The following is a 24,604-nucleotide window of genomic DNA, read 5'->3' as shown; positions in this document are numbered from 1 at the left end:
CTTATTTATCGAAGAAGGAAGAATAAGGCTACAAAAAAGATAAAAAAGCTAATGCCTACCACCTCCCATCGCCTGAGTAATGACTCTGCTTGGGTACTGATCTGGATGGTCTTTTTGTTATCTATGAATTTATAGATGATTTTCTCCGCGCTATGTCTTGATTCTCCAAAGGAATGCATGAAAGCAATTACTTTCTGAATTTGCTTTTCAAATAAATTACCTATCCAGAGGATGACATAAAGGAAATCACCTGGAGGAATTAGCGGTTTTTCTTTTATCCATCGGTTGAGGAATGAAGACTTCAGGGTGAAAACCACCACAAGTGTGGCTGCAGTAAGAATGATAGGCCAAAGTGCAGCCCAGATGGTGATGGGGTTCCAGAAAAAAGCCATCATGCCTTTTTCTCCTAAAATCTGATACATCAGCCCTTCTGGTAAAAGGGTAGGGGACATCGTCCACCAGCCACCTGCCAACAAGAGAAAAAACCATGGCAGGATAAAGGATGGAGTCTTACTTTCTTTTGGTGACTCTACCTGTCGTAGGATGTGTAAAAAGCGGCTCAACAGTAAGGTGGTGGTAACCGCAGAAAGGGTCAATAAATACGCGAAGACATCAATACCGGGTAAGCTGGTTTTACTAAGGAATGTTTTAAGTAAATATTTGGTCCAAAGGCCACCGGTTAGAGGGCCACCTGCTATGGCCAATACGGCCAGGCCTAAACCCAACCACATCAATATTCTCCAGTATCCACCCACTTTTCCAGGCAGCGCTGTCCCTAAAAACAATAAGGCCTTGGCTGTGCCGTGGTTAAAGGCATATAAGGCAATCGCAGGAAGAAGCAGGCTACCTGGAATGCCGCCATATAAACCTATACCCAAAAATGCCGTCATCAACCCCATTTGACTGATACTTGAATAGGCCAGATTGGTTTTGGGATCTACTTGTAGTAAACCGATGATGACTGCGCCCAATGTAGCCGTAAAACCCAAGCTGATCATCATGAGACTCAAAGAAGGCCAATCTACCAAGCCAACAGGAGCCAAATGCATCCAGCCGATAAGTCCCGCTTTGATCATCGCTCCACTCAGGACGGCACTGGCCGGTACAGGAGCTGCAGGGTGTGCCAAGGGAAGCCAGAAATACAAAGGAATGGCGCCTACTTTAACCCCAAAGCCGATTAGACCCAATAGGAATATGAAGGGGCCATTCGAAGCATTTGCCAGGGCGGGAGGTAAATCGGAGAGTAGCATACTCCCTGCACTTTGGACAGCCAGAAATAAAGCACTGATAATAAATAGTTCACCAATGATGGCCATGACCAGATAGGTCTTGGCTGCTTTGCGGGCAGCAGCAGTTTGGCTATGGATCACCAAGCCATAAGAGGCAAAGGTCATCAGTGCAAAGAAGGTGTAAAAAGAGGCCGCATCTTCGGTAATTAGCAGTCCAAAATTTCCAGCCATGGCGCCTCCAAAATAGAAATTGAATGATCCTCGCCTGATGTCGTCTTTTAGATAAGTTCCTGAGAATAGCCCCGAACTTGCCCAAAGTATACCGGTAAGCAGTAGGATGATCCGCCGGGGAGTATCCAGAGAAAACTGTGTCCCCAAAATGAACCAATCTAAAGTGATACCTGGCACCTCAGCCAGCCCAAGTCCAACGGCAGGTAAGGAGGCCAAAACAAATATCGGCCCAGCATTCCTTCTCCCCGAAGGATAGCGGCTGGTAAGCAATGCAGCCAAAAGTGGCAATATGATGACTGACAACCATATCATGGCAGATTGGGGTAAAGTTTTTCGGCTATTTCCCGGGCAATAGCAAGCGGACTGTAATTGGAACCGGCAAATAATCCGGCAGCAAGAGAAAACAGCCCTGTCAGTACCACTGGGATCAATAATAAGGCTTTGGCCTCAAAAGGCCCTCTATATTTGGGGAGAACCTCTTTTTGGTCCGGTTCGCAAAACCAAGCCCTGTAAACAATGGGAAGGAAATAGGCCGCATTTAAGGCGCTACTAGCGAGTAAGACCAAAACTACCCAGTAACTCCCTGCTTCCACAGCACCCAAGCCCAAGTACCATTTACTGACAAAACCGGCAATTGGTGGAAGTCCAATCATCCCAAAGGCAGCAATGGTAAATGCACCCATGGTGAGGGGCATCTTTCGACCTATGCCATTGAGCTGGCTGATTCTATAAAATCCATAAGTCTCGGCCACATTTCCAGCTGCAAAGAACATCGTGATCTTCATGATGCCTTGATGTACAAGGTGAACGACTGCTCCTGTGGCGCTGAGTACACCTGTAATGGCTACACCCAAGGCAATGTAGGATAGTTGGCTGACTGTAGAATAGGCCAATAATTTTTTGAAGTCATCCTGGTAAAAGGCCTTTACCGAACCATAGATTATGGTAAAGCCAGCGAAAATTGCCAATGGTGTCAGCAGGTTCAGTTCTTCGGAAGTAGGGATGCCATAAACATCATAAACCAATCTTGCAATGCCAAATGCTCCTGCTTTTACTACTGCTACGGCATGTAAAAGCGCACTCACAGGAGCTGGTGCGACCATAGAAATGGGAAGCCAACCATGCAAAGGAAATATCGCTGCTTTTACAGCCAGACCACTTAGCATCAGGAAGAAGATGAGGGTCAATTGAAGCGTATTTTCCGAAACCAGGCTGGCAATGATTTCTGTCTGTCCAAAGTAAATTGGGCCAGCAAGGACAAACAAAGCAACCACGCCCAAAAACAAAACCGTACCGCCTCCAATGGTATACCAAAGGTAGGTTCTTCCTGCTTCTACGGCCTTATCATCACCCCTGTGTACGACCAAGGGATAGGTGGACAGTGTAAGGAATTCATAAAAGACAAAGAAGGTGACCACATTTCCAGAAAGGGCTATGCCTGTACTGGAAGTGACACAAAGACTGAAAAAAGCAAAAAACCGCCTTTGGTGTTTGCCGCCTTTTAAATATCCGATCGCATATAGCGTAGTGACCAGCCATAAAACAGAAGAGAGTGCAGCGAAGAGCAGCCCCATTTTGTCTGCCTTCAGGGCAAATGTCAAATCAGGTGCAAGACCGTAAATGAAAGCATAGGTCTCTCCCTGCATGTACCCCACAAAAACCCATCCCACCAAAGCGACCTTGGCAACTGCTCCAAAGAGGTTTAAAAAATTCCTTTGAAACGCTTGCGCTTCATCGAGTAAGAGGATCAGGATTCCCGGTATAAGCGAACTGATCAGGATCAATATCAGCAGTAAGCTATTCGTTTCCATACCCACCTCCTTTCATTATGGATTCAATGCCTGAGCCAAAGCTTTTGCTGCCTTCCAGAAACTGGATCAGGTTTTCTGCAGGAATTACGATCAAGAAGGAGCCCAAGGCAAGTAGCAGGGCGCAGACTTGTAGGATTTTTGGTACTGGCCGGAAGGGATCCTTTACCCGTGCGGGAGCAAATGCCAAGCGCAGGAGCATAAATACATAACCAGCCGTAAGTAAGCTTCCGGCCAATATGGCAGGTGCCCACCACCATTGGCCACTGAGGAATACGCCTTTTAAGAGCATCCACTTTGCCAAAAAACCTCCGCTTGGGGGAAGCCCGATTAAACTCACTCCAGCAATACCTATAGCCATTGCCGTCATAGGCATCCAGGCGACCAAGTCCCTCAGCGACTCAATGCGATCATGTCCCAAAGCCATCACAACAATCCCCGCGGATAAAAACAAAGAGGCTTTGGCAAAAGCATGGGCCATTACCTGAAAAATGCCAGCGGTCCATGCTGGTGCTAGCCATTCAGCTGAATCAGCATCCTGGCCTGGCGCCATGATGAGTAAAGGGAACATCATCAGCAAATACCCCATTTGAGCGACACTGGAATGGGCCACAAGCAGCTTGAAATTAGTCTGTAAAAGCGCTTGCCAAGAACCCCAAAGTACCGCTGCTGCGCCTGTAATCCCTATGAGTTGTCCTGCAGCGAAGGTCAGGGAGACCTCAAACACTTCCGTCCACAACCGGAGCATCATGTAAAATGCCCCTTTAACCACCAGAGCAGAAAGCAAGGCACTCACAGGAGCCAAGGCTGCGGAATGGGCAGGCGGGAGCCAAAAGTGAAAAGGGAAAGCCGCTTTTTTAATCAATAGGCCTAAGGTGATGACAATCAATGCAAAAGTTTTGGTGTTGCCTGGCTTAAGGACTTCTCCCAGCAGGTTTAAGTCAAGTGTGCCGGTGCTTCCATAGATCAGTGCAACCCCAAAAAGGTAAGCCATTGAACCGATAATGGCGGCCAGGAGGTAGCGTAAGCCTGCCTTCAGTGCTTTTGCCTCACCCGATAGCACTGCCAATGCTACTGCACATATGGTGATGACCTCAATGGTGACATACAGGTTGAACAGGTCGTTGGAGAGAAAGAGACCATTTAGTCCGGCCCAAAGGAAAAACCACAAAGGCCAGAAAAGGGGGAATCTGCCTATAGATGCAATCCGTGCTCGAAAATACCACCAGGAATAAAGGCTGATGAAAATACCTATGATGGCAGTCAAACCAATGAACACCGCTGCCAAAGGATCGATTCGCAACAATATGCCCAAAGGAGGTTCCCAACCACCCAGAATATGAATGATCGTGCCATATTTTGCTACCTCGATGAAGGCAAAAAATGCCAAAGATCCTACCAAGAAACTCCCCAATACGCCCAGCAAAGCCCTACCCTTGACCCTAAAAAATAGACTCATGGTTGCCAATAACATGGGCAATCCTACCAAAAGCGCGGGCAATGCAGATGTGGGAAATTCCTTCATTTTTCGTTTCCAAAGGTGTCTTCTCCGGTAAGTTTATGAATGCGCCTGGCCAATGAAAGGGCAAAAGCAGCAGCTGTAACTGCTACCACAATTCCAGTAATTACAAGTGCATGAGGAATTGGATCAGCAAAAGTGAGGGCATCCCGTTTAGCAAAGCTGACGAAACAAAGAAACACTCCCGCTCCCATGATGATGGTGGCAATGATTTTTCTTAAAAAATGTTTTGCCAAAAATACTCCGCCAAGACCGATGGCAAAGAGTATTGCGGAAGTTAAACTGTAAATTTCATAAGTTCCTATTTTCATTTTTAAGTGCTAGGTTAGATTTCATCTTGGAATGCTTCTATTTGGTTAAAAAGGCAAATATTGCAGTCAGGGCTGCCGCGATACTGATGGCCGCCAGGGTTTCTACCACCAATATCAGGAATCCTGCATAGGCAGGGGGATATTCAAAGAAGGCTCCTCCTGTAGCCATTTGGGTAAAACCCAATATCATGAAAAACCCAAGTCCTATTGTTACAAGAATTTGTCGCATCCGGCGAGGAATGACAGTGAATACCGTCCAACCTCCCAGGTGAAGCAATATTCCAATGGCACCCCAAAGGACAGCCGCCTGAAATGCACCACCAGGTCCCATTTTTCCGAAATACAAGAGGAAAGCACCAAACAGGAACAATACCGGAGTAAAAATCAATATCGTTTTTCGAAGTAAGGGGTCTTGGGCAGGAGCAAGACCAGGCTTACGGTACTGCTTTAAGCCACCGGCAGCAAATATGGCCAATAGCCCCATGAGTATCACTCCTATTTCCAGCCAAGTGTCATAAGCCCTGTAATTCAATAAAACTGCAGTAACAGGATGCTCAACTCCAGACATCGGAAGATTCGCTTCTGCGATGGCCGTCAATCCACCACCCTGAGGGACTTCCCAGATGGCCTGTATCGAAATGAGCAAAAAAAGGATCAAACCTAAACCTAAAGCCAATGCTGTGGTCCAATGGTAACTGTCCTTTTTTATAGGGATTTTAGACGCTGTTTCTTCAAGCCTTTCCTGGTTTTTTGAAAAAATAAGGGAAAAATCCCTTAAGGAGTCAAGCATAAGTACACCCATAAACCCTGAGGCTATCGCAGCTTCGGCAATGGCCACATCCACAGCACCCAATCGGATCCAGGCAAGGGCCAGCATGAGACCAAATGCAAAAAATACAAATACTGCCTTGCTAAGTTTTGGTGCCAGCATGCAACGGAAGGCAAGATATATGGTCAAAATGGCCAATAAGCTGTCGATCAGAATATCCATTACTCCTCCTCTCCATTTTTAGATTTTTCCTGCTCTCTTTGGAATCTAGCGATAAGATAACTGGAGGTAGCACTTGATAATAGTGTCAATATCCAGATAAAGAAAATTTTCACCGTCGCCCATGGGGAGGCAATATACAAAGCGATCCCCGCCGCTATAAAACCAAGCCCCAGATTATCCGCATTGGTAAGGGCATGAAGTCGGGAAAACAAATCTGGAAAACGAAGCAGACCTAAAGTTCCTGCCAGAAAAAAGAAACAACCGGCTACTAATAATATCACAATGAATATCTCCTTGATCATCATGGTGCTTCCCCTTTCTTTTTTTTCCAGACCTGAACCAAACAGATGACCAAAATAATAGACAGTACATTGAAGGTTATCACTACATTAAGCAAGGTAAGATCATTTAGGTAACCGGCCATTACCATCAGAATGGCCATACCAGCCGTGCCAAAAAGTTGGGTGGTCAGCAAGCGGTCGGCTATAGAGGGACCCCGCCAAAGCCGAATTAGACCCAAACCAATGTTGAGTAGAAGGAAGATGATCACTATGATGAAAAAGGCATCCATTGAAAACACATTTTTGACCAAAAAGGAAGCTACTACCAATCTCAGAGCAATATTGTCATATACGCTCCCGGATAGGAAATGTTTAAGGGTTAGCAATAACGAAAAAATTAATTAAATTATTTGTTTAAACCCTTAAAGTATGAACTTATACCGTTTTACAAGCTGTTCATTTTTTTTGCATTTCCTCCATTCTTATTTTAATGGCTACTATAGGATCAGGTCTATCAATACCTTAAAGCTAATATCTTCTAATATCCACTATAATATCTCAAGCATATTTCCATTTATTTCAATGAAATTATTTCCTTTCCACCTCTCTCAAATTCTCCAATTTCTTATTTCTCAGGAAGCCATTGATGTCTTCGAAGTGCTCTTTTACTCTTTTATTGCCGAACTCAAAGACCTTGGTGGCCAAGCCATCCAGGAAGTCCCTGTCGTGGGAAACCAGGATCAAAGTGCCGTCAAAATCCTTTAAAGCATCCTTGATGATGTCCTTGGTCCGCATATCGAGGTGGTTGGTAGGTTCGTCAAGGATCAGCAGATTGACCGGTTCCAACAAAAGTTTGATCATGGCCAATCGGGTCTTCTCTCCTCCGGAAAGCACCTTTACTTTTTTGTTGATGTCATCTCCGGAAAACATGAATGCACCCAATAGGTCCTTGATTTTGGAGCGAATTTCACCCACTGCAATCTGATCGATGGTTTCAAAGATGGTCAAACTTTCATCTAAGAGGGAAGCCTGGTTTTGAGCGAAATAGCCAATTTGGGCATTGTGTCCCAATTCACATTTTCCATCAAAGTCAATTTCCCCCATGATGGCTTTGATCATGGTGGATTTACCTTCCCCGTTCTTGCCCACAAAAGCCACTTTTTGTCCTCTTTCTATGGTCATAGAGGCATTCTTGAAGACCACATGGTCCCCATAAGATTTGGAAAGGTCTTCCACAATTACCGGATATTTTCCTGATCTGGGGGAGGGAGGAAAGCGCAAGCGCAGAGCGGATGTATCTACCTCATCCACTTCCACCAGTTCCAATTTTTCCAACATTTTTACCCTGGATTGGACCTGAAGGGTTTTGGAATAGGTGCCCTTGAAGCGTTCTATAAATTGGGTAGTCTCTGCAATAAACTTCTGCTGCTCATCGTATTGCTTTTGCTGCTGTTCCCTGCGTTCTTTTCTGAGTTCGAGGTAGTGCGAATACTTGGCTTTGTAATCATAGATTCTGCCCATGGTCACCTCAATGGTGCGGTTGGTGATGTTGTCTACAAAAGCACGGTCGTGGGAAATTACCACTACCGCTTTGGCCTTTTCGGTCAAAAACTCTTCCAGCCACTGAATGGATTCTATATCCAGGTGGTTGGTAGGTTCATCCAGCAGAATAAGGTCCGGTTTCTGCAAAAGGATTTTGGCCAGCTCAATCCGCATCCTCCAGCCCCCTGAAAATTCTGAGGTTGGTCGTTGAAAGTCGTTCCTTTCAAAACCCAGACCCAGCAGTACCTTTTCCACTTCTTCCTCATAATTCACTTCTTCAATGGAATAGAACTTCTCCGATACTTCTGAAACCCGCTCGATGATTTTGTAATATTCTTCAGAATCATAATCCGTTCTCACCGTCAACTCTTCATTCAGCCTGTCTATTTCCTCTTTGAGATTCAAGTAGGAGGCAAATGCCTTGGCTGTTTCTTCGAAAACAGTAGCATCATCCGCAGTCAGCAAATGCTGGGGTAAATAGGCAATCACCGCATCTTTAGGAGCGGAAACACCACCTTTGGAGGGTTTGGTTGCTCCTGCGATAATTTTGAGCATGGTGGATTTTCCGGCTCCGTTTTTCCCCATAAGCGCGATTTTATCATTGGGGTTGATGGAGAAGGAAACATCACTGAATAAGGCATGTCCGCCGTGGATGACGGCAATATTGTCAACTGATATCATGGGATTAGGAATTCAAGGGGCAAAGGTAGGCTTTAATGGAAATAAAGTGGAAATATAGAGATTGATATTGATGGATATTTTTTGATATTGATTTGATATTGGGTTAGAAATAAAAAGAAAAGTAATTGGCGGATATTGAGATAGGGTTGAGATAAATTGAATTTCATTCCTGTCTGCAAGAGAGGCTATCCTTGCTATCGGATCATAAAATGGAATCCTTTCACCCAACAAGTCAAGAACAACATTGGTATCGAGAAAGAATGTTGTTTTCATAGGTGTCTTTTCTCTACGTGATCCCTATAGTCTTTTTTGTATTCATAATCTTCAGGGATGTTGATCCCTGTTTGCATACTTTTAACAAATGGCGATATTTCAGGGCCTTTTTCAGAAAGTAAATCTTTTTCATTGACCAATGAATTAAGATAAGACTCAATCATCCTAGATAGACTAGTCTTTTGAAGCTCGGCATAGTTCGGCAAGCTCACTAACCGAGCTCGGGGAACGGGATTTAGGTTTGGAAAACCTGGGGGGTAGGGAAGAAATGCGGCTTTGCCGCATTTCTTCCCTACCCCCCCCCCCTATTTATTCTAGTCCCGGTGGCCGAGCTTGCCGAGGCCCTCAAATTGATACGTGTAACTTTCCGAATAGTCAGATATTTTTTTGAAGTCAACAAAAAAAACCGCCCGGATTACTCCGAGCGGCTTGATATTAACCAGTCAGTTACTAACTAATAATAACTAGTAACTAATTACTAAATCTCATTAAGCTTCCACGCCCAATACTTTGGCCATAACAGCTCCGATTTCTGCAGGGCTTTCGGCTACGTGGATACCATTTTCAGCCATAATTCTCATTTTGGCTGCTGCTGTATCATCAGCACCACCAATGATGGCACCGGCATGGCCCATTCTACGTCCCGGAGGGGCAGTCTGTCCAGCAATAAATCCAACCACCGGCTTTTTGTTGCCTGTTTCTCTGATCCATTTGGCAGCTTCTGCTTCATAGTTACCACCAATCTCTCCGATCATCACGATGGCATCAGTTTCAGGATCTTCCATCAATAGTTGTACGGCTTCCTTGGTAGAAGTACCGATGATTGGATCACCTCCGATACCAATAGCGGTAGAAACACCTAACCCAGCTTTTGCAATTTGATCAGCTGCTTCGTAGGTCAATGTTCCTGATTTGGAGACGATACCTACTCTTCCCTGCTTAAACACAAAACCTGGCATGATGCCAACTTTTGCTTCCCCTGGAGTGATAACACCAGGACAATTAGGCCCCACCAATACTGCGCCTCTTTCTTTGATGTAAGGTTTGGCTTTCATCATGTCAGCCACAGGAATTCCTTCAGTGATGGCAATGATTACTTTGATGCCCGCATCAGCTGCTTCCATTATGGCATCAGCTGCAAATGCGGGTGGAACAAAAATAATGGAAGTATTTGCACCAGTTTTGGCGACTGCCTCTTCCACAGAATTGAAAACCGGCTTTTCCAAATGTTTGGTGCCTCCTTTTCCTGGAGTAACACCACCGACTACATTGGTGCCATACTCTATCATTTGCTGTGCATGGAAAGAACCTTCAGAACCGGTAAATCCCTGCACGATCACTTTTGAATCCTTATTGACTAAAACACTCATGCTTCGTTTTTTAAAGTTTGGACAAAAATAAAAGATTCAGCCCTACCACAAAAAGAAATGGGAAACAATCTCCAATTAATTTACAGAATAAATATCTTTTTCTAATTTAGAACCCTGTTACCCTGTACCTATGAGAGTTTTATTTGGTTGGATAATTGCCCTGGTCACGATTTGTGAAGCTCATGCGCAATATTTCCCCATTAACAATCAGATTAGGGGGGTAGACCTTCCTTCTGATGTGATATACGATATCCAACAGGACACCGAAGGACAAATCTGGTTCAATACAGCTTTGGGTGTCTTTTATTCAGATGGATTTTTCACCTATAGCATACCTGATTCCGTTCAATCCCAACTCTCCAAAAGGGTGGGGATGTTAAGTGGGAAAGACGGTGCCATTTGGATTTTTAATAGAATTGGGCTTCCCGCCATCTTTCGGTACAAGGAAGGGAATTGGACAAGACTTCGATTGCCAAATGAAGTAGAAGGGATAAATATAAATTATCAGCGTTTTGATTTTTACTATCACCTAGGCTTTGAAGGCTATTTTTTTATCATTAGAGATTATATATATTTTTATGATGGGGAGAATTGGCATCAAAGCCCTGAAAGTTTCGATAAAAATGGGACGTATCAAAGTGTCTTTCATGGCAAGGAACAGACCGTCTTGATGTTTGGGGAAGGAGCGCTTCTTTTTGATGGGGAAAGCTTCATTGAGGTAGAATGGAAGGGAATTGAACTGCCAGGCCCGGTTTCTCAAATGGCATTTGATGAATCAACTGCTACGTACTTTTTCCTTGGTGATGGCTATTTTGCATCAGGCCCAAGTTCTGATACTGTAAATAGGATGATCTTCGAAGGATTTGTGAAGAGTTCTTATATTACGGAGACTTTTAGTGGTATTCAACTTTCAAATCGAAATGTAATTTTTCATCATAACTCCCAATTGTTTAAATATTCTCTTAACAAGGATGAGGTTTTTGATATCGGTACATTCAATCAATTAAGAACTTCTGCCATTTACGATTTTCTCGTGGACAGGGAAGGAGTCCTTTGGGTTACTTCACATCGGGGTTTAATCAATATCAATTCTTTTAGATTTCTAAAGTTTGCTTCGCCTCCATTTTTAGATGACGAAATTACTGCTTTAATTTCTCTCAATGGAAATGGGATGTTGGTTGGCTTTAATAATGGGCTTCAGTTATGGGAGAATGGTGAAGTGCATACCATTTTTAAAGATGAAGAATTAATAGGGCAGCCTGAAATTCGCATTACAAATTTTTCCAAAGATAAGAATGGCCAAATTTGGTTTACAGCTAATGCCATGGGACTTGGAAAGTTTGACCCTAAGACCAAAACTACCAGTTTTGAGAAAAGTCCTAATGATAGATTTATTAATTCCGTTTATGCGGTAGGTGATACTCTTTTTATCATAGCTAACACCAGGGTATATCTTTCTTCTATAAATCGCGCTAAGGGAGAACACTTTCAAAATGAAATATCCTCAGATCTAAAGAGAATACTTGAACAGCAGCAGGTGTTTTTAAGAAAGATTGGCCGGCTAAGTGATGGCCGTATGATCATGATGCAGGGTGGAAGTGCTACCCCAGAAATGGATAAAGTAATCAACTTTGATAAGGGTATGGCCATCATTGGCTATGATTTTCTGGAGTGGGGTAACCACTTACTTTTAGGCACTGAGACTGGACTCAAAGTTTTTCTAGATGGCAAATTGAAGGATTTTGAATGGTATGGGCAAAAAATTAATAGACCCGTTTTCGCTTTACTTGAAGATAGCTTGGGTAGGGTATGGTCTGGCACAGATAAAGGAATTTTTCTTATTGAAGAGCAAGGCATCAGGCAACTGGATGAGGGCAGTGGGCTTGCAGGCGCGGAAATCAATAGAGGGGCACTATTGGAGGATGAGTATGGAAATGTTTGGATAGGTACTTCAAAAGGGCTTTCCATGTTCGATCCTTCTGCGGATTTTCCAACGAGAAGTTTCCCATTTGTTAGGATAGGCCCCATTGTTTTGACAAACTTTCCTGAACACATAACAGATAAAAACAAAATACCCTATACCAATAACAGTGTTAAATTCTCTTATAAAGCAGTCACTTTTTTGCCAGATACCAGACTGATTGTTCGATATAAACTGGAAGGTTTACACAATGATTGGGTAGAAATCAGAAATCCAAGAGACAACGAGTTGGTCTTTAATAACCTTCCTCCAGGAAGCTATCAGCTGTTTTTGCAGGCCAGTAATGATGGTGTTAATTTTACAGGGACTGTTGTATCCCCATCATTTAAAATCTTAAAGCCCATCTATCTACAAATCTGGTTTTTAGTAGTTTTGGCCTTGTTTCTGCTAGCTGTGGGGTACCTGATCAAATCATTCTTGGAACAAACTAAGGAAACGGGCGAGCTTAAATTAGTCGTTAACGAAAAGGATAAAAAGGTTCAGGAATCAGAGGACCAGTTTAAGAATGTTTGGGAAAGCTCCAAAGATGGCCTCATGCTGTCTACAGAAAATGGTAAAATAATAGCAGCAAATGAGGCACTTGCCCGGCTGGCTGGTGTTGATATCCAACAATTAAGCGCTGGGTATATTTGGGATTTATTTGGTGACCGTGAATTTTATGAAAAAGAAAGAAAGCGTCTGGAAGACAGTTACAGTGGGATTTCTGAAACCAGTATTAATATAGAGTTAAAACTTCCTTTTAAGGCCGGCAATAAGTATATAGATTATTACTCAAGTTTGCTAAAGACCAATTTAGGCGATCAAAATGTATACCTTTCAGTATTTAGAGATATTACAGAAAAAAAACAATATGAAGAGGGCTTGAAATTAGCAAAAGAAAAAGCAGAAGAAGCCAGCAAAATGAAGTCCAGCTTTTTATCGAATATGAGCCATGAGATCAGAACTCCGCTAAATGGAATCTTAGGCACAGCTGAAAACATCATGTTAAACCGCAAGCATGATTTGGAATTGATTGCTCAATTGGAAATTATTCAGGAATCAGGTGAAAGGCTATTAAAAACCATCAACAACATATTGGACCTTTCTAAAATTGAAGCCAATAAGATTGAATTGAACCCTGTTTTTATAAACGCGGGTGAATTTTTATCTAAAATACTTCTTCCTCTTAAGACAATTGCTGTAAAAAAAGGCCTTTTAATAACAGCGAAATGCCTGACTGAGCCATGTATTATCAAAATTGATCCATTGTACTTTGAAATGATTGTAAATAACATTGTTGGAAATGCCATCAAATATTCAGAGAAAGGTTTGATCAGCATCTTTATGGAGGAAAAGGAAGGAAATTTACATTTTGAAGTAATAGATCAGGGTATTGGAATGAATAAAGCTTTTATGGATAGAATATTTAAGCCTTTTGAACAGGAGAGTCAGGGTTTTGAAAGAACCTTTGAAGGAACAGGATTAGGTTTGACTATTACCAAAAATTTGGTAGATTTAATGAGAGGAAAAATAATTATTGAAAGCGAAAAGAATAAAGGTACCCGTGTGCTGATTATTTTGCCTATTGGGAATAAATGATTTTTCAAATCCATAATATCTTGTAATTTGCAGGTTACAGTGACTACGCCTATGTTTCCATTAAGGATTTTGATTACTGAAGATGATCATGTATCAGCTCTTCTGCTTAAAAAAGCGCTTGAAAAAAATAATCACCAGATAATTGGTATTTCTGAGTCCGGGGAAGAAGCCCTGGAGATTTTATCTGAGCATCATGCAGATATTGTCATGATGGACATCAACTTGGCGGGTGAATTGGATGGTATTCGTACTACTGAAATCATCAATGAAAAATATGATATTCCTGTAGTGTATCTTTCTGCCAGCTCTGATGCCGAGACACTTACAAAAGTGGTAGGTACCAATCCTTCTGCTTATGTAATCAAACCATTTAATATCAGGGAATTGAATATGGTGATTGAATTGGCCATATTCAAGGACAGGAAAGAAAAAGAACTTCAAAAACTCAATAATGAACTTGAGGAGAAAGTCCGTCAGAGGACTAAGGATTTGGCAGAAGCCAATAAGGAGTTGACCAGGGCATTGGAAAAAGAAAGGGAGATAGGGGAGCTGAAATCCAGGATTGTTTTGAATGTGTCACATGGCTTTAAAACACCCTTGACTTCAATTTTGAGTTCCGCGCAATTGCTTCAAAAGTACGCTGAAAAAGAACATCCTTTTAAAGCAAAAATCATGAAGCATGCAGATAAAATAGAACACTCCGTCAGAAACCTGAACAGCCTGCTGACTTCAGTACTTTTCTTTGGCAAAGCAGATGCCAACAAGATTGACTACAAACCCAAAAAACTTTTTCTCAATGCCTTGATCAATGAAGTGGTTGATGTGGTGAAAGCAGGAAGTGAGCATGATGTCAAAATCAATTTGAAATTGGGTAAAATACCTAAAACGGTGACCTCAGACTCTGATTTACTTTACCAGATTTTTGAAAACCTGCTTTCGAATGCCGTAAAATATTCTAAGGATGGTCAGTCTGTAGAATTTGAAATCAACGAAGAGGATAACCACTTATTGGTTAAAATAACCGATCATGGTATTGGTATCCCAGAAAGCGAACATGATCAACTTTTTGACCGTTTCTTTAGAGCAAAAAATGTAGGTATCATTGAAGGCTCAGGTTTAGGCCTGTCCATTGTCAAAAAATGTGTGGATGTGCTGGAAGGAGAGATTACCTTTGATAGTAAACAAAACCAAGGTACTACATTTTTTGTGAAGATACCCGTAAATAAATAGACATGCTTATTGCGAAAAACATTGAGTTTTCTTACCAAAAAGACCAAAAATTTAATATACCCGATTTAACATTAAAAGAAGGGGAACAATTACTGATTCTCGGTCAGTCGGGTTCCGGTAAAACGACCATCCTTAATATTCTTGGAGGACTACTGAAACCTCATCAAGGTGAAGTATTCATTAATGGGACTTCACTATATGGTTTAAGTGGGGCAGCTTTGGATAAGTTCAGGGGGAATAACATTGGCATTATTTTTCAAAAGCCTCATATTTTGGCGCCACTAACGGTAGAGGAGAACCTCAAGTTGGCTAATTTTTTTTCAGGTAAAGATGGAAGAAAAAATGAAAACCTGCTAAGTGATTTGGGAATTTTGCATAAAAGAAAGGCTAAAGTAAACACCCTGTCAGAAGGTGAGGCTCAAAGGGTCTCTATCGCCAGGGCACTTGCCAATTCGCCTAAGGTAATTTTAGCAGATGAACCCACAGCCAGTTTGGATGATGTAAATGCTGCTAACGTGGTCAAATTATTGAAAGAGCAAGCAGAAAAATTCAATGCAGTTTTAATAATTGTTACCCATGATCAGAGGGTAAAAGATCATATTGCCAATCAAATTACGATAGGAGGCGAAGCATGAATATGTTGAAGTTGAGTTGGAAGTATCTTATTGCTAAGCCGCTGAATACAGGCTTGAACATCCTGTTACTGGCCTTAGGCTTGGCCATTATCACTGTATTGATTGTCATTCAAGACCAGTTTGAAAGTAAAATGACGCGGGATGCTCAAGGCATTGATTTAGTAGTAGGTGCCAAAGGGAGCCCTTTGCAGTTAATTCTTTCCAGTGTATATCATATCGATTTTCCTACTGGAAACATTGATATGAACGATGCGATGGCTTTGTCCAGAAACCGATTGGTAAAAAATATTATTCCTATGGGGTTGGGGGATAACTACCAAGGATATAGAATTGTGGGCACCAATTATGATTATTTGGATCTTTATAATGCCCAAGTTCAGGAAGGTTCAAAATGGGATAAGCCTTTTGATGTGGTACTAGGCTTTGAAGTAGCTACCAAATTGGGTCTTGGTATCGGAGATAATTTTGTAGGCTCCCATGGTATTGGGAGCAGTAGCCACGAGCATGATGAGCACCCCTACACCATTACCGGAATTTTACAGCCCATGGGCAATGTATTGGACAAATTAATCCTGACCAGTATAGAATCTGTTTGGTACACCCATGATGATGATCATGACCATGGAAAATTTGAAGAATCAGTTGCCAAAACCGGATTCCCTGAAACAGATGAGGACAGAGAGGTCACTTCTTTACTTATTCAATACAGAAACCCCATGGCTGCTGTTCAATTGCCCCGTTATATTAATAGCAGAAGTGCTTTACAGGCAGCATCACCATCATTTGAGATTTCCAGGTTGTTTGAATTATTGGGCGTGGGTGTGAAACTTATTCAAGGATTGGCCATTGTTATTATTGTCATTGCTGGCTTGGGCATATTCATTGCTTTGTTCAATTCTTTGAAAGAAAGAAAATATGATCTCGCCGTGATGAGAACTTTAGGTGCTTCCTCCGGGCAGCTTTTTATTCACATTGTTTTAGAAGGTGTTATATTAACTGTTCTTGGAGCAATAGTAGGGATCCTTATAGGGCACTTATTTATTGGTATACTTGTTATGCAAAATGACCAAGGAGCCATCAGTACCTTAAGTGCATCGGTATTCTTGGTGGAGGAGCTTTGGATTATTGCTTATGCGGTTGCTGTAGGGATTATTGCCTCTCTTATACCTGCTTGGAGTGCTTATCAAACTGATATTGCAAAGCAATTGACCAAATCTTAAATTTAAAACAGATTAATTGTAATTGATTAAACACATGGTATTGAAAAGAATATTGTTCATTGGCCTATTGCTTTTTGCATTTGCCATCACAGGATATAGCCAGAATGTTTGGCGTGATCTTTCTGATGTGACCTATAAAATAGGACAGGATGAATTTGGAGAATTATACATTCCGGTTTTCAGTCAGAAAATCAAGAGTTTGGAGGGTAAGGTAGTGGAGGCTGATGGGTTTATTATTCCTTTTGAAGGTATGTTTAAGCCTGAACATATCATTTTATCCTCTCTACCGTTGGCAGAATGTTTTTTCTGTGGCTCAGGTGGGCCAGAAACGGTAATGGAGGTGATGCTTAAAAACCCTATAAAATATACCTCCAAAAAAGTGAAAGTAAGAGGTAAGCTGACTTTAAATGACAGAGACCCTGAAAAGTTGATGTATATCTTAAAAGATGCTGAATTGCTCAGCAATTAATGGACAAACATGTCAAAAGAGGCGGTCAAACTTTGAATATGACCGCCTTTTTTTACACTTTTTGTAAGTTTTCTTTTTCCATGATTGCAAAGTCTTGCATCAGTTTTTGTGTTATGGGGCCTGGTTTGCCTGAACCTATTTTATTGTTATCAATTTGAGTAACTGGCAGCACTTTTTTCGTGGTGCTGGTGATAAATAGCTCATCTGCCCTCAAAACTTCTTCCAAGCTTATCGCTTTAATTTCTGTTTGAGGAATAAGTTCTAACACCCGCTTTCTTGTAATGCCGTGAAGGATATGTTTATTTGGTGTGGCTATTTCCCCATCTTTTATTACAAATATATTTGACCTCGAGCTTTCAGATACTTGACCGTTGAGGTGGTAAAGGACATCATCTGCTCCTTCCTTTTTCCAGATGGCACTGTGCCAAACAGGGAAGGCATAGTTTGTCGTCTTGATATCTGCAATGGCTCTGATATGTTCTACAGCTAGCAATTTGATGCCTGATTCATATTTACTTGGTGCAGGGAAATCCAATGCTTCGCAAAAGATAAATAATTGGCCAGCAGTCGGAGAGAAATGGTTCTCTGAAACACCTCCTGTCAAAACCATTCGGACGCCTCCAAATTCGAGATCGTTCCTGCTTATCAAATCATGGACAATTTGAGCTAACTCTTCTTTATTTAAGTCAAGTTTAAGGTGGGTTTTTTCTGCTGATCGAATGAACCTGTCCAGATAGTCACTCAAAAAAAGCGGTGTGTGGTGAGCAGTTCTGAAAAAATCAAATATACCGTAACCACGGATCAACCCTATATCCATTGGGTGAAGAGTTGCTTTATCTGAAGCAATGATACGGTCATTGGCAAAACAAAAGGGCTTCATAAGGCTTTTAATTTTTTATCAAAAATAAGGTTTCTTTTAATAGGAAAAAGGATTTTTTGACTTTGGCTTGCTTTACTTTGAATCTGATGAAAATCATAATTTTTCAAATTTTAAAGTAGATTTTTTTAAGCATAATTCAAAAATTAAGAAAAATATCAATTTTTTTATTCGGTTTTGTGCTATCTTGCAAAAAAAATATCAGTTTCTAATGAGGAATATTTTTAAGCCCTTGCCTTTTTTTATAATTACCATCCTTTTCTCTTGTCAAGGTGAAAAAGTGGATGAGAATCAATTGCTCAAAGATGAAGTCATTGCTATCCATGATGAAGTAATGCCTTATATGGGTGAGTTGAGAACCTTGAAAAAAGAGGTTGATTTGAAGTCAGATAGTCTGAATGTAATGGATTCGGTAGCTTTTTCAGAAGAAATCAAACGTCTTGAGGAAGTCTCAAGACAGCTTGAAGATGCATTTGAGGGGATGTTCGTATGGATGCGACAATTCAAGGCTCCTGATGAAACAATAGAGGAGGATGAAGCTAAATCTTACTTACTTAATCAAAAAGCACTGGTAGAAAAAGTAAATGCGGATATTAAACAAGCCATGAAAGTGGCCAAAGAAGAGCTTAAGTCAACTTAATCCCTCTCTTTTAAAAAAGCTTCTACCTGATTGGCATCAATTACCCCTTCTTGGTTTCCCCATATATTGTAAATATAGGTCATGATACGCGCTATTTCTAAGTTGGTTAACCTAGGGTTTCCCGGCATAGCTTGATTGTAAACCTGACCGTTGACAATAATCTCTCCAGTCTGTCCATATTTGATGATTCTGGCCGTTCTGCCTATGTTCTCAGCCATATAATCAGAAGGGTTCAAGGGTGGAATTAATTTGCCTAAACCTGTCCCATCTTTTTGATGGCAATTGGCACAATATGCTTCATAAAGATTCTTTCCCTCGATGGCATATTGAAGTACTTTGGTATCCTTTATGGAGGCAAGTGTACTACTTTCCTCTTTTTTATCCTTTGAACTGCAAGCAGCAAGGAAAAATAGCCAAGCAATTAAAATTGTCCAACTTCCTTTCATCAATATTAACGCAGAAGTTTTGGGATATCTTTCATTAACCGGTTCACTTGATCTTCTTTGGTCCCATCGTAGACACCTCTGATTCTGCCATTTTGGTCCACTAATACAAACGCACCGGAATGTAAGATGCCTCCTGGCTCATTTTTATCAGTCATTGCAGTGGTAAGATAGCTTGTCTGCCCTATTTCAAATATTTTCTCCTGATCACCAGTTAGAAACTGCCAGGTAGCATCATTCTCAACCCCAATCTTATAAGCATAGTCTTTAAGTAGTTCTGCTGTGTCGTGTTCTGGGTCAAGGGTGTGGCTCAATATCATGAAATTGGGTTCATCTTTGAATTTTTCATAAACCCTTAGCATTTGTGTTTTCATGATTGGGCAAATGGTAGGACAGGTGGTAAAGAAAAAATCGGCCACATAAACTTTCCCATCTGTTGAATAATTACTGATTTCTTTGCCTTCCTGATTGGTGAAGGAAAAATTGGCAATGGAATGGTAAACGGTGTCTTGTACCACTTTTCCCTCCATTTCAAATTCATTGATATGCCAATTGCCTAAAATGGGTAAAGTAGCATTTTGATCTTCCGTGCTTTTCTCAGAGCAGCCCAAAAGAGATATGCCAATGATAAGAAATAGGATACTAGAAAATACCTTCATGGTGAACTTATGTTTTTTCATTTTGACTCTCTTACTTTTTTATACCATTTAATTCCGAGCATCATCAAGAGACTTAGGCCAATTAAACCTACAATACCCCAAACCATGCTCATCATACTTTTTAAGACGATCAGGAAAACGATGGCGAATAACAATACAGTAGCCACCTCGTTCCATATACGTAACTGTGTAGAGGTCCATTTGGGTTTCCCTTTTTGTAAATCTTTATATATTTTGTCACAAATGATGTGATAAACGTACAGGAATAGCACAAAAGCTAATTTGGCATGCATGAAGCCAAGCTGCATATAACCCCAACGATAGTATAAAACAGCGATACCGAAAATCAAAGTCAATACGGCTGAAGGCCAGGTGATGATATACCAAAGTCTTTGCGCCATCAGGTTCAATTGGGGAAGGAGAATTTTTTGTTCTTCTTCTGGGCGTTCCATGGCTTCTACCTGATAGATGAAAATCCTTACGATGTAAAATAAACCGGCAAACCAGGTTACTACGAAAATGATGTGTAGCGCTTTTAGATATTCAAAGGCCATGATGGAATTTTTCCACTAAATTACGGCTTATATTCTAAACTATTGTCTATTATGTCTAACCGATTTGTCTTTTATGCGCTTTTCCTGGCAGTCTTGGCCATGGTCGTCTGGATTATCAGCGATACCATAAATCAACCCAGCGTGGTGGATTTGGAAGGAGAATTTGTAGAAACAGCTTTTTTTAGAAATGAAAATAACACAGGGCCAGTAGTCCGAATATATGCAATATATGCCGCTGATACTTCTTTGGAGGCCATGAAAGGATATGCTGAATTTATGCCACATACCAAATATGGGAACACTAAGGTTTTTTTCTTCAATTCTATGGAAAATTCACCGAAAGAAATCAGGTCTAATCAACCCCATTTTGATCCGGCTTATGAACCCCATTGCCTTGCTTTTTATGAAAAGAATGCCATGGGGCAGGAGCGTTTTATCCGTTTTCCATTCGAGTAGGAGTAATTTCAAAAGCCGGAGTACCTAATTAACAGTTGAATTAATTGTTCTTCTTTTGGACATATATTGGCTTATCGATAATTTTAGATCTTAGATAAAAATCAATGGCTGTTATTTTATTGTTGAAACCAGTTCGCTATATCCAATACTCATCAATCGTTTGAAATGTTGAAAAAGAAGAACAGGCTAAGTGCCCAAGCGTACATAGATGGCGTTTTGAATGGAGACAGGATGGTTCTTAGTAGGGCTATTACCCTTGTTGAAAGTACTCTGGTGTCAGATCAACAGCTTTCTGAAGAGGTGATGGAAGCGGTTTTACCCTATACAGGCAAATCTATTAGGGTTGGCATTACCGGTGTGCCCGGTGTTGGAAAAAGTACATTCATAGAGCAATTTGGTACAATGCTCGTAGATCAAGGTCATAAATTGGCTGTTTTGGCCATTGATCCAAGTAGTCCCGCATCCCGAGGAAGTATTTTAGGTGATAAGACGAGGATGGAGCAACTTTCCTCGGATAAGCGTGCCTACATCAGACCCAGTCCCGCAGGAACCACATTGGGAGGGGTAAGCGCCAGAACACGGGAGGCTATGCTGCTTTGTGAAGCGGCAGGTTTTGATGTGATCCTCATCGAAACAGTGGGAGTGGGACAATCTGAGACGGCAGTGAAAGGGATGACTGATTTTTTTCTTTTGCTGATGCTGGCAGGTGCTGGGGATGAGCTGCAGGGGATTAAGAAGGGGATAATAGAAATGTGTGATGCTCTTGTCATCAACAAAGCAGATGGCGAAAATTTAGAAGCAGCCAAAAAAGCCAGAAGAGAATACGCTAACGCCCTTCATCTTTTTGCTGCCAAAGAGAATGGCTGGAATCCTCAGGTGAAGATCTGTTCTGGACTTTCGGGTCATGGGTTGGATGCAATTTGGGAAATGGTTCAGGATTTTGCTGAAAAAATGAAATTCAATGGTTTTTTTGAGCTCAATAGATCAGCGCAGCGGGTCAATTGGATGCATGAACACATACGGTATCTTTTGGAAATGAAATTCTATACAGACCCCGTAATCAAACAAAATATGGGCGAGATGATGGAAAAAATAAGAAAAGGAGAGGTTTCAGCAATCTCTAAGGCCAAAGAATTTGTTGACCTGTTTTTGCATTCAAAAGATCAATAAGACCGCATTTTAAACTTCTTTTTTAATTCGTTGACAGAGTTTCTGAAAGCAGTATCTGTTTCCATCAGGTCGTTAACCGTTTGCACGGCATGAATTACAGTACTGTGGTCTCTGCCCCCAAAATGATAGCCTATGGATTTCAGAGAATGATTGGTAAACTCCTTAGAAAAGTACATGGCAACCTGACGGGCAGTGACTATTTCTTTTTTTCTGGTTTTAGCCTTGAGGTCATCCATTTTAATGTCAAAATACTCAGAGACTGTTTTTTGAATAAAATCAATCCCTACTTCCGTTTCGATATCTTTGACAATATTTTTCATGATGGTTTTGGCCAAAGTAAGATCTATGTCTACCCTGTTTAAAGAAGCATGGGCGATTAGGGAAATTAATACCCCTTCCAGTTCCCTTACATTGGTATCAACGGTGTAGGCCAAGTATTCAATCACATCATCCGGTATAAAAATACCTTCAGACTGCATCTTCTTTCTGATAATTGCAACCCTTGTTTCAAAATCCGGCATTTGTAGGTCGGCTGTGAGTCCCCATTTAAATCTGGACAATAGCCTTTCCTCTAGTCCCTTCAGGTCTTTAGGGGGACAATCGGAGGTCATGATAATCTGCTTTTTATTTTGATGAAGGTGATTGAATATGTGGAAAAACATTTCTTGTGTCCTGTCTTTCCCCGCCAAAAACTGTATGTCGTCAATGATCAAAACATCCACCTGCATATAAAAGTTGGTGAAACTCTTGATATTACCGTCTTTGATGGAATCCATAAATTGATTGACAAATTTCTCCGAAGAAACATAGAGTACAAATTTATCTTCGGGTCCATTTTTGATTTCGTTACCTATGGCTTGCACCAGGTGGGTTTTACCTAAACCAACACCCCCATATACCATCAGCGGATTGAAAGAAGTCACCCCGGGTTTGGTTGCTACTGCAAAACCCGCTGACCTTGCCAATCTATTACAATCTCCTTCAATATAAGTGCTAAAAGAGTAATTAGGATTAAGGTTTGACTGAAGCAGCATTTCGCTATTCAGTGAGGGCAGGTCAAATGGGCTTTTATTTTCATTGACTATTGGCTGAGAAGGTTTTTTAGGCGTCGTGCTTGCGTTGCTCTGGGGAAAACTCACCACATAAGGTTGGTTCTGTGAATTTCCACGATCTACCACCACAGCATATTCTAATCTCCCATTGGGGCCTAAAGTAGATTTGATAGCCAATTTCAGAACCTGAACATAATTATCTTCTAACCATTCATAAAAAAACTGACTTGGTACCTGAATGGTCAAGCTACTTCCCTCTAATCTTACAGGATTGATGGGTTTGAACCAGGTAGAAAAACTCTGTTCATTGACGTGCTGTTCAATTACACGCAAACATTCACTCCAAACTGCATTAGCCTCTGAACTCATTTAGTACTTCAGTAAATAGGTACGCGAAGAATAGTTAATATAAATCTAACCCTGTTTTATAAGGGCATCAAATTTGGGGAAAATAAATTTAAATAAAAAATCCAAAACGCCTTGACTTTCTAAAAGATAGGTAAACTATTTGCCTTGGCGTGTATTATTTGGTTTTCTTTTCCGAACTCAAAATCTACTTTTCCCAATCTCAATGCTCCAGTACCAACTTGGTGAATAATTGTTTGATGACCATCAGCATTTTTTATTAAGGTAGGTTCCTCCAAAAAGGTATGCGTATGCCCACCAATAATGAGGTCAATTCCACTGATTGCAGCAGCAAGTTTCAGGTCGTCAATTTTTTGAGTCCGATAAGAATAGCCAAGGTGGGAAAGACAGATTACTAAGTCTGCTTTTTTGGATTTTAATTCTTGGACCATTTCCCTCGATACAGCTACAGGATCTTCATATACTGTTGCTTCAAAGTTTTTCTTGGCCACAAGCCCATAAAGTTCAATACCCAGGCCAAATATTCCAATACGAAGTCCTGACTTTTTAATAACCCTGTAAGGTAGTACCGCATCTTTCAGGATAGTTTGTGAAAAATCATAATTTGAACAAATGTATGGGAAATTTGTATGGGGCAACTGATCATAAAACCCCGTTAACCCATTGTCAAATTCATGGTTGCCCATAGTAGCAGCATCGAAGCCCATTTTGCTCATGAGTTTAAACTCCAGCTCCCCTCCATAAAAGTTGAAGTAAGGTGTGCCCTGGAATACATCTCCGGCGTCCAGCAATAATACATTTTCTTCTTGTTTTCGAATGTCTGATACCAAAGCAGCCAATTTTGTCATCCCCCCTTGATTGGCCCATCTTCCACCATCATTGGGAAAGGGTTCAATTCTCGAATGCATATCATTGGTGTGGAGGATACTGATGGTTTTACTTTTAACCGGGCTTAATCCTGTAGCAAAGGTTTCCTGACCAAAACCCAATGCGGCACTTGCCATTAAACTGTTTTTGATGAATTTCCTTCTGTCCATT

Annotated in this window: 25 protein-coding genes; 8 read left to right on the top strand and 17 right to left on the bottom strand. The window is 41.2% G+C overall.

Annotation, left to right across the window (positions count from 1 at the left end; translation table 11 throughout):
• Nucleotides 1-5 precede the first annotated feature (5 nt).
• The 11 genes from B879_RS05850 to sucD form a co-directional block, all read right to left on the bottom strand.
• Nucleotides 6-1,772: a complex I subunit 5 family protein gene (locus tag B879_RS05850; protein WP_009184232.1), complete on the bottom strand. Its 1,767-nt coding sequence runs from the start codon at nt 1,770-1,772 to the stop codon at nt 6-8.
• Nucleotides 1,769-3,271 (bottom strand): proton-conducting transporter transmembrane domain-containing protein, encoded by a 1,503-nt coding sequence (locus tag B879_RS05845; RefSeq protein ID WP_009184231.1) that lies wholly within the window; start codon nt 3,269-3,271, stop codon nt 1,769-1,771. Before B879_RS05845 ends, B879_RS05850 begins: the two co-directional genes overlap by 4 nt.
• Nucleotides 3,258-4,793: a complex I subunit 5 family protein gene (locus tag B879_RS05840; protein WP_009184230.1), complete on the bottom strand. Its 1,536-nt coding sequence runs from the start codon at nt 4,791-4,793 to the stop codon at nt 3,258-3,260. Before B879_RS05840 ends, B879_RS05845 begins: the two co-directional genes overlap by 14 nt.
• Nucleotides 4,790-5,098, bottom strand: coding sequence for an NADH-quinone oxidoreductase subunit K (locus B879_RS05835; RefSeq protein ID WP_009184229.1), 309 nt, complete (start codon nt 5,096-5,098; stop codon nt 4,790-4,792). Before B879_RS05835 ends, B879_RS05840 begins: the two co-directional genes overlap by 4 nt.
• A gap of 37 nt (nt 5,099-5,135) precedes the next feature.
• The gene (locus tag B879_RS05830) at nt 5,136-6,089 is read right to left on the bottom strand and encodes a hydrogenase subunit MbhD domain-containing protein (protein WP_009184228.1); all 954 of its coding nucleotides are present in this window, start codon (nt 6,087-6,089) and stop codon (nt 5,136-5,138) included.
• Complete coding sequence (locus B879_RS05825) at nt 6,089-6,394, bottom strand: cation:proton antiporter (protein ID WP_009184227.1); 306 nt, start codon at nt 6,392-6,394, stop codon at nt 6,089-6,091. Before B879_RS05825 ends, B879_RS05830 begins: the two co-directional genes overlap by 1 nt.
• A complete protein-coding gene (locus B879_RS05820; protein ID WP_009184226.1) occupies nt 6,391-6,756 on the bottom strand; it encodes an MrpF/PhaF family protein in 366 nt (121 codons plus the stop codon). The genes B879_RS05825 and B879_RS05820 overlap by 4 nt, the downstream gene beginning before the upstream one ends.
• 202 nt (nt 6,757-6,958) lie before the next feature.
• On the bottom strand, nt 6,959-8,593 hold the full coding sequence (locus B879_RS05815) for an ABC-F family ATP-binding cassette domain-containing protein (RefSeq protein ID WP_009184225.1): 1,635 nt from the start codon (nt 8,591-8,593) through the stop codon (nt 6,959-6,961).
• A gap of 12 nt (nt 8,594-8,605) precedes the next feature.
• Nucleotides 8,606-8,866 (bottom strand): hypothetical protein, encoded by a 261-nt coding sequence (locus B879_RS21745; RefSeq protein ID WP_009184224.1) that lies wholly within the window; start codon nt 8,864-8,866, stop codon nt 8,606-8,608.
• The gene (locus B879_RS21740; RefSeq protein WP_051012662.1) at nt 8,863-9,078 is read right to left on the bottom strand and encodes a DUF6364 family protein; all 216 of its coding nucleotides are present in this window, start codon (nt 9,076-9,078) and stop codon (nt 8,863-8,865) included. The genes B879_RS21745 and B879_RS21740 overlap by 4 nt, the downstream gene beginning before the upstream one ends.
• Before the next feature lie 276 nt (nt 9,079-9,354).
• A complete protein-coding gene (sucD, locus tag B879_RS05805; protein ID WP_009184223.1) occupies nt 9,355-10,236 on the bottom strand; it encodes a succinate--CoA ligase subunit alpha in 882 nt (293 codons plus the stop codon).
• Between the two features lie 130 nt (nt 10,237-10,366).
• Between sucD and B879_RS05800 the strand changes: the two genes are divergently transcribed.
• Genes B879_RS05800 through B879_RS05780 form a run of 5 tightly spaced genes read left to right on the top strand, consistent with a single transcriptional unit; the run spans nt 10,367 to nt 17,349 of the window.
• Entirely contained in the window at nt 10,367-13,795 is a 3,429-nt protein-coding gene (locus B879_RS05800) for an ATP-binding protein (protein ID WP_009184222.1), read from the top strand.
• A 51-nt stretch (nt 13,796-13,846) separates the two neighbouring features.
• A complete protein-coding gene (locus B879_RS05795; RefSeq protein ID WP_040400312.1) occupies nt 13,847-15,025 on the top strand; it encodes a hybrid sensor histidine kinase/response regulator in 1,179 nt (392 codons plus the stop codon).
• Nucleotides 15,026-15,027: 2 nt separating this feature from the next.
• The gene (locus B879_RS05790; protein ID WP_009184220.1) at nt 15,028-15,660 is read left to right on the top strand and encodes an ABC transporter ATP-binding protein; all 633 of its coding nucleotides are present in this window, start codon (nt 15,028-15,030) and stop codon (nt 15,658-15,660) included.
• Nucleotides 15,657-16,880: an ABC transporter permease gene (locus B879_RS05785; protein ID WP_009184219.1), complete on the top strand. Its 1,224-nt coding sequence runs from the start codon at nt 15,657-15,659 to the stop codon at nt 16,878-16,880. The genes B879_RS05790 and B879_RS05785 overlap by 4 nt, the downstream gene beginning before the upstream one ends.
• A gap of 34 nt (nt 16,881-16,914) precedes the next feature.
• Nucleotides 16,915-17,349 (top strand): hypothetical protein, encoded by a 435-nt coding sequence (locus B879_RS05780; RefSeq protein ID WP_009184218.1) that lies wholly within the window; start codon nt 16,915-16,917, stop codon nt 17,347-17,349.
• Between the two features lie 52 nt (nt 17,350-17,401).
• Here the strand turns inward: B879_RS05780 and B879_RS05775 are convergent, their stop codons facing one another.
• On the bottom strand, nt 17,402-18,229 hold the full coding sequence (locus tag B879_RS05775; RefSeq protein WP_009184217.1) for an aminotransferase class IV: 828 nt from the start codon (nt 18,227-18,229) through the stop codon (nt 17,402-17,404).
• 208 nt (nt 18,230-18,437) lie between these two features.
• On the opposite strand from B879_RS05775, the gene B879_RS05770 reads away from it, so the two are divergent.
• A complete protein-coding gene (locus tag B879_RS05770) occupies nt 18,438-18,866 on the top strand; it encodes a hypothetical protein (protein ID WP_009184215.1) in 429 nt (142 codons plus the stop codon).
• Here the strand turns inward: B879_RS05770 and B879_RS05765 are convergent.
• Genes B879_RS05765 through B879_RS05755 form a run of 3 tightly spaced genes read right to left on the bottom strand, consistent with a single transcriptional unit; the run spans nt 18,863 to nt 20,522 of the window.
• The gene (locus tag B879_RS05765; protein WP_009184214.1) at nt 18,863-19,312 is read right to left on the bottom strand and encodes a c-type cytochrome; all 450 of its coding nucleotides are present in this window, start codon (nt 19,310-19,312) and stop codon (nt 18,863-18,865) included. The two genes, B879_RS05770 and B879_RS05765, sit on opposite strands and share 4 nt — an antisense overlap.
• 5 nt (nt 19,313-19,317) lie before the next feature.
• Nucleotides 19,318-19,968, bottom strand: coding sequence for an SCO family protein (locus tag B879_RS05760; RefSeq protein ID WP_238542089.1), 651 nt, complete (start codon nt 19,966-19,968; stop codon nt 19,318-19,320).
• 17 nt (nt 19,969-19,985) lie between these two features.
• On the bottom strand, nt 19,986-20,522 hold the full coding sequence (locus B879_RS05755) for a CopD family protein (RefSeq protein ID WP_009184212.1): 537 nt from the start codon (nt 20,520-20,522) through the stop codon (nt 19,986-19,988).
• 51 nt (nt 20,523-20,573) lie between these two features.
• On the opposite strand from B879_RS05755, the gene B879_RS05750 reads away from it, so the two are divergent.
• Together B879_RS05750 and meaB are read left to right on the top strand one after the other, a co-directional pair.
• Nucleotides 20,574-20,978, top strand: coding sequence for a hypothetical protein (locus B879_RS05750; RefSeq protein ID WP_009184211.1), 405 nt, complete (start codon nt 20,574-20,576; stop codon nt 20,976-20,978).
• Nucleotides 20,979-21,143: 165 nt separating this feature from the next.
• On the top strand, nt 21,144-22,148 hold the full coding sequence (meaB, locus tag B879_RS05745) for a methylmalonyl Co-A mutase-associated GTPase MeaB (RefSeq protein WP_009184210.1): 1,005 nt from the start codon (nt 21,144-21,146) through the stop codon (nt 22,146-22,148).
• Here the strand turns inward: meaB and dnaA are convergent.
• Nucleotides 22,142-23,569, bottom strand: a complete 1,428-nt coding sequence (gene dnaA, locus B879_RS05740) for a chromosomal replication initiator protein DnaA (RefSeq protein ID WP_009184209.1) — start codon at nt 23,567-23,569, stop codon at nt 22,142-22,144. The two genes, meaB and dnaA, sit on opposite strands and share 7 nt — an antisense overlap.
• 119 nt (nt 23,570-23,688) lie before the next feature.
• Entirely contained in the window at nt 23,689-24,603 is a 915-nt protein-coding gene (locus tag B879_RS05735) for a bifunctional metallophosphatase/5'-nucleotidase (RefSeq protein ID WP_009184208.1), read from the bottom strand.
• Nucleotide 24,604 lies beyond the last annotated feature (1 nt).

Origin of the sequence: Cecembia lonarensis LW9 (assembly GCF_000298295.1) — a bacterium.
Lineage (GTDB): Bacteria > Bacteroidota > Bacteroidia > Cytophagales > Cyclobacteriaceae > Cecembia > Cecembia lonarensis.
Note: the sequence above shows the minus strand (reverse complement) of the source record. Positions and strands in the feature narration are given on the sequence as shown.